Source organism: Bacillus sp. EB106-08-02-XG196, from assembly GCF_013396335.1.
In the GTDB taxonomy this organism is placed as follows: domain Bacteria; phylum Bacillota; class Bacilli; order Bacillales; family Cytobacillaceae; genus Neobacillus.
Genome location: NZ_JABWSY010000036.1, coordinates 1 through 5,586, shown reverse-complemented (window position 1 = coordinate 5,586; position 5,586 = coordinate 1). Strand labels below are relative to the sequence as shown.

Annotated in this window: 5 protein-coding genes; 1 reads left to right on the top strand and 4 read right to left on the bottom strand. The window is 36.0% G+C overall.

Translation table 11 applies throughout. The features are described 5' to 3' along the window. Positions 1 to 331 precede the first annotated feature (331 nt). Positions 332 to 1,552, bottom strand: coding sequence for a DUF438 domain-containing protein (locus MLOOGBEN_RS28740; RefSeq protein WP_179161657.1), 1,221 nt, complete (start codon positions 1,550 to 1,552; stop codon positions 332 to 334). 274 nt (positions 1,553 to 1,826) lie between these two features. Between MLOOGBEN_RS28740 and MLOOGBEN_RS28735 the strand changes: the two genes are divergently transcribed. Further along, entirely contained in the window at positions 1,827 to 2,804 is a 978-nt protein-coding gene (locus MLOOGBEN_RS28735; RefSeq protein ID WP_179161656.1) for a ring-cleaving dioxygenase, read from the top strand. Between the two features lie 42 nt (positions 2,805 to 2,846). Here the strand turns inward: MLOOGBEN_RS28735 and MLOOGBEN_RS28730 are convergent, their stop codons facing one another. The 3 genes from MLOOGBEN_RS28730 to MLOOGBEN_RS28720 all read right to left on the bottom strand — a co-directional run bounded on the left by MLOOGBEN_RS28730 (position 2,847) and on the right by MLOOGBEN_RS28720 (position 5,260). Next, positions 2,847 to 3,176 (bottom strand): hypothetical protein, encoded by a 330-nt coding sequence (locus tag MLOOGBEN_RS28730; protein ID WP_179161655.1) that lies wholly within the window; start codon positions 3,174 to 3,176, stop codon positions 2,847 to 2,849. Positions 3,177 to 3,550: 374 nt separating this feature from the next. Next, positions 3,551 to 4,294, bottom strand: coding sequence for a type I methionyl aminopeptidase (gene map, locus MLOOGBEN_RS28725; RefSeq protein ID WP_179161654.1), 744 nt, complete (start codon positions 4,292 to 4,294; stop codon positions 3,551 to 3,553). 123 nt (positions 4,295 to 4,417) lie between these two features. Then, positions 4,418 to 5,260: a pentapeptide repeat-containing protein gene (locus tag MLOOGBEN_RS28720; protein ID WP_179161653.1), complete on the bottom strand. Its 843-nt coding sequence runs from the start codon at positions 5,258 to 5,260 to the stop codon at positions 4,418 to 4,420. Positions 5,261 to 5,586: the final 326 nt, after the last annotated feature.

The window sequence follows — 5,586 nt, the reverse complement described above, 5'->3', positions numbered from 1 at the left end:
TTACGTTGGCTTAGCTTTTATAAAAAGCTAAAAAATTGTTTGTTGACGTTCTTGTTTGTTTAGTTTTCAAAGAACAAGATTGCTAGTTTAGTAGCAACAAAAAATATAATACAATATTCACTCCGTGAAAGTCAACTTATTCTTACGTTTCATTCATAAGTTTTACTCGCTCTCGAAGGGAACTTTTATATAATAACATCTTATTTGCATACAGTTCAATAGTAATATTTTCCAAAAGACATCTAACTAATTTCAAAAAGAATCGTGCTTTTTATGCTTACACACAAACGAAACGCGTGGAAACTCTCCACGCGTTCAAAAATATCTTGTCCTAAAACATAATCCTCTTTTCCCCTTCAATCGCTTTGATCGGTTCAATATTTTGCGTAAATTCAAGCGTACCCATGTATTTACCACTTTCATCCCTAACGGCAAAATAACGAATATAAACATATTTATCACGGAACTTAATCCAGAAATCTTCTGTATCCTTTCTGCCTGCTTTAAAGTCCGCTAACAGTTCCTCCACCACGTGGACACTTCTTGGCGGATGACAATTTTGGACAGTACGGCCAATAACTGCTTTTGTACGAGCAAAAATTCTTTCTTTCCCATGAGAGAAGTAACGGACTACATCATCTTGATCTATAAAGGTGAGATCAACAGGCAAATGATTTAACAATAGCTCTAGCTGTTTTAAAGATAATATGCCTGTTTCCATTTTAATGTACCCTTCAGAGATTGCTTTCTCTTCCATTGCATGTCTTTCAGGCTTCCAAACCTCTGAAGGTGCAATCAAGCAATATCCAATTTCATCACTCTCACGTGCAATTTTTACCCATTCATCTTCGGTAAAATTATTCAATGCCATCGGAAAGAGAATATTTTCTTCTCTGTAAATCATGGTGATAACTTCTTGAATAACAAATTTTAATACTTCGATAACTGTCTGCTTGTCCCCGTTATACGAACTAAGCTTCTTCCTAGCATCTTTAATTGCATCTCGAATAAAGTCATTTATTCTCCACATATTATTTGTTGGTCCGTAAATGCCATACGTTTCTAAATAAGGGAAAATTAAATTTTCTTTCCGGCTGTAGTGCTTGTCAATATCAAGAAGAAGATTGATATCCTCTAAAAGCTTAATAATATTCTCAGAACTGTCGTCCTTTTCAAATTGCTCTAAGTGTACTTGAAGTTGGGTATTTACCAATTTATCTAGTTCTTTATTTTCTAATATAAAGGTGTGGATAGGATGTCCAGGCTGCTCCTCAGGCTTATATGTTTTTTCAACTTCTTCAATAGATCCTCTAAAGATTTCTGTATGTTTAGCATGTAAACGATGCATTTCCTCTACTGTAAGGTCTCCAAAATCATGCTGTAGCTGGGAAATTTCATCAATCGTTATTTTTCCGATAAACGCATCAAAATGTGCTTTTACCTCTTTAACATTTTTTCCGTCATGAAGATCTTTAAAGATTTGCTTTAAGATAGCTTGACGTTTACTTGGATTATTAGTTAGTTGTTCACGATTATTAATTAATTCACTCATTTGTATTCTCCTTCACTAGTTGCTCTGATTTAAATGGTATTGATAATTAATCTCATACATAAAATAACACCTTTTAAAAAGTCTGATTGTGATTAACATCATTGGTACATAAATAAACTTTAAAATGTGATAAATTTATGGACGGTGAAATTGACAGAGATTATTATACGTGATATATTTATCTCGAATTAAAGATGTTTAACTTCAAGAGATTGATTAATCCCTGTCATAGGGGAAAAATAAACGAAGACATACTATTAATGGAGGAATAAACTTGAATAATTTAAAAGGCATTCACCATGTAACGGCTATAACGAGCAGCGCAGAAAAAAATTATGAATTTTTTACTTATGTATTAGGAATGCGCCTTGTAAAGAAGACAGTAAATCAAGATGATATTCAAACTTATCACCTATTTTTTGCAGACGACACCGGAAGTCCTGGAACAGATATGACATTTTTCGATTTCCCTGGTATTCCAAAAGGCGTGCATGGAACAAATGAGATTTCAAAAACTTCTTTCCGTGTACCAAGTAACGCAGCAATAGATTATTGGCAAAAGCGTTTTGACAGGTTAAACGTTACCCATACAGGAATAAAAGAGCAATTTGGGAAGAAAACGATCTCGTTTGTTGATTTCGATGACCAACAATACCAATTAATTTCTGATGAAAACAATGAGGGAGTCTCAGCAGGTGTACCTTGGCAAAAAGGTCCAATCCCATTAGAATTCGCTATTACCGGTTTAGGTCCGATTTTTGTAAGAATTGCTAACTTTGATTATTTTAAAGAGATGATGGAAAAAGTACTGCTTTTTAAAGAGATTGCTCAAGAAGGAGCTTTTCACTTATTCGAAGTTGGTGAAGGAGGAAATGGAGGACAAGTAGTAGTTGAATATAACACTGTCCTGCCACAGGCACGACAAGGATTCGGTACAGTTCACCACGCTGCGTTTCGGGTTGAAGATCGTTCTGTGCTTGATGAATGGGATACACATATGCGCTCTTATGGATTACAAACATCTGGTTTTGTCGATCGCTACTTTTTCGGTTCTCTATACTCAAGAGTTGCCCCTCAAATCTTATTTGAATTTGCAACCGACGGTCCTGGATTTATGGGTGACGAACCCTATGAAACCCTCGGTGAAAAACTATCCTTGCCACCTTTCCTCGAATCAAAACGTGAACAAATTGAAAGACTCGTACGTCCAATTAATACTGTTAGAAGTACAATTAAATTTAAAAAGGAATAAAAAATGAGCGGATCCTTTGGATTCCGCTTTTATATATATTGATTACCACAATTTAATATGTGATTTCACAATGTCATCATCATTTGTTGCTTCAAATACTTCGACTAATTTAACAGTTGGTTTCTCCTGCGTATAATTTTGAAGTTCCAGCACTAATTTCGGGAATAAAACTTTATTAGCCCGCTCAGCTTCCTCCTTCGTGTCCCAATAGTTCAATGCACGATATTCTCCAGATGGATCATCGAAAAAATAAACACTTCCTCTAAACCCAGTCATTTTCCTGCTGATCTTATCAAAATCTTGTGTTAATCTTTCCGCAATCAGTCTTTGATTTGCTCCCAATTTATAGTGTATTAGCCGTGCATAATACATTAATGTCCCTCCTTTTTGTGTTTAAAAAATAAGCGGAGAATTTCCGTTTAAATTGGGAAATCCCCCTATTTCCTTCATAATAAGCGGAGTTTTTCAAGCTTATGGTATCCAAAATCATTGGATTTTGTCTTATTAAAGCAGTTAACCGGAATAGTTCCGCTTATATCAGCTTCTTAAGGTTCCTTTATCTACAATAGCCGGAAATTCTCCGCCTATGAATGATCACCCCTACACGAAAATCAACAATGAATAATAACACAGCCTTCCTTAAAAATAAGAATCACTTAGTACTTTATGATAATGCCTAAGAAAAGATGATTCCTTAAAAATGAAAAAGCGCCAGCTCGAAAGGCAGCCGGCACTTGTAATTACTATTATAGTGTTGTTATGATAGGTCCATTTTTCGAAAGGATAATGGTATGTTCGTATTGCGCAACAAAACTTTCTTCGGTCACATAAGTCCAGTCGTCACCTTCAACTTGAAAAACTTCTTCTTCTTTTGTTGAAATAAAAGGTTCGAAAGCGATAACCATGCCTTCCTTTAAAAGCTCATCGTCCCACGTATCATGATAATTATAAATATGATCAGGTGCTTCATGTATTCTTCGTCCGATTCCATGTCCTGTAAGATTCATGATAACCGTTAATCCGTGTTGACGTGCCGTTTGGATGACGGCCTTTCCAATCCCGCTTTTCTTTGAACCAGGTTTTGCTTTCTTCAAGCCTGCTTCAAAAGCCAATTTTGCGACATCACATATCTTTGTTAATATCTCTTCTCCTTCACCTACTACAAATGAAATACCTGTATCAGCGAAGTAACCATTCTTTGAACCAGAGACATCAATATTTACGATGTCACCTTCTTGAATGACCCTCTTACCCGGTATGCCATGTGCAACTTCTTCATTCACACTGATACATGTGTACCCAGGGAAATCATATTCACCCTTTGGTGCAGAGATTGCACCCGCTTTTTCAAAAAGCTGTCCTGCTATTTCATCCAGTTCCTTTGTAGTTATGCCAGGTACCGTTCTTTGTACCAATTCATCTCTAATTTCGGCACAAATTTTGCCGATTTCTTTCAAAGCTTTAATATCTTCATCTGTTTTTGCTATCATGTGTTTTCCCTACTTATCATATTAATATCGTTGTAAACTTTCCATTCTTATATTTTAGGCTTACTTATATTAAAAATTCAAGTATGTTTCCTTTTTATAAAAAATTGATATATTCCTAAAAATCTATTCTTTTTGCAGCCAATGAACTGGCGGCACTAATGCGGCTGGTAATTTAGTATATTTGTTACCCTTTGCGGCATTCACTTGAGCTTGTGTTAGAAAGATACTCCCAGTTAAATTAGCCCCACTAATATCCGCTTCCCTAAAATCAGCTCCGATGACATCACACCATCTCAGATCCGCATTTCTAAGGTCCGCGGCTATTAGTAAAGCACCTCTTAGGTCTGCTCCCTTTAAATCCGCACCTCTTAACTTTGCACCTAAATAATCCATTCCCCGTCGTGCATTTTTTTGCCTTTTAGGTACTTGGGCACGAACCAATTCACTAGCACAAATCAGTAACTTATTTACCTTGGATCTATGATCCGCAACATCTATACTCAGTATAAATTCTGGAGTTTTATTAGTTAGATTTTCTGTATCTTCAATAATCTGCTTTACATCTTTATGAATCGATTTTGCTGAATTGATTGTTAATACTTCATGTAAGTACCACAGCATCTCATGAAGTTGCTGCACAATCGGATAAACATCAAACATTTCTTGCGCTACATCTTTGTTCGAGCGCCAATCCATGCCTTTATATGTAACTTGAGATACCTTTTGTCCAGCTCCAAAACATTCATAAGCTGAACAGCCTCGAAACCCTTTATTCCGAAGATCTTTATGTATACCGCATAGGTAATTGGATTGTAAGTTACGACAAGGAGTACCGCCGTCTTTATCAAAGGCAAAATCTACTGATCTTGCATAGGGTAAAGCTACACAGCATAAACCAAAGCAATTTTCACAGTCAGCCCGTAAATCTTTTAAAATATTGTCGTCTATTGTAAATGTACTAGACAATATAAGCACTTCCTTCTATATAATAAGCCTAGCTTTTTGCTCGTTTGAAAATCTTAGCTAGTAATATCTTATCACAGAAAATACCCATTCGTCTTTTCCCATCTATGTTTGTATTCTATTCATTTTGAAAACTATTAAAATCGTACCCTCCTTTCCTAAAAACAACGACATACGGGCACAATTCTCTGTTTATCGTTCCCTCTTTTCATAAAAACGACGCCATACAGGCACGATTCTTCCTGTTGGACGACAAAAAAACACAACCCTAGTCAGGTTGTGCTTCGTTTGCCTGGCAACGTCCTACTCTCACAGGGACAAAGTCCCAA

Excerpts from the sequence above, each read along its gene's own strand:
- map (WP_179161654.1), bottom strand. The coding sequence starts at position 4,294 with ATGATAGCAAAAACAGATGAAGATATTAAAGCTTTGAAAGAAATCGGC.
- MLOOGBEN_RS28730 (WP_179161655.1), bottom strand. The coding sequence starts at position 3,176 with ATGTATTATGCACGGCTAATACACTATAAATTGGGAGCAAATCAAAGA.
- MLOOGBEN_RS28740 (WP_179161657.1), bottom strand. The coding sequence starts at position 1,552 with ATGAGTGAATTAATTAATAATCGTGAACAACTAACTAATAATCCAAGT.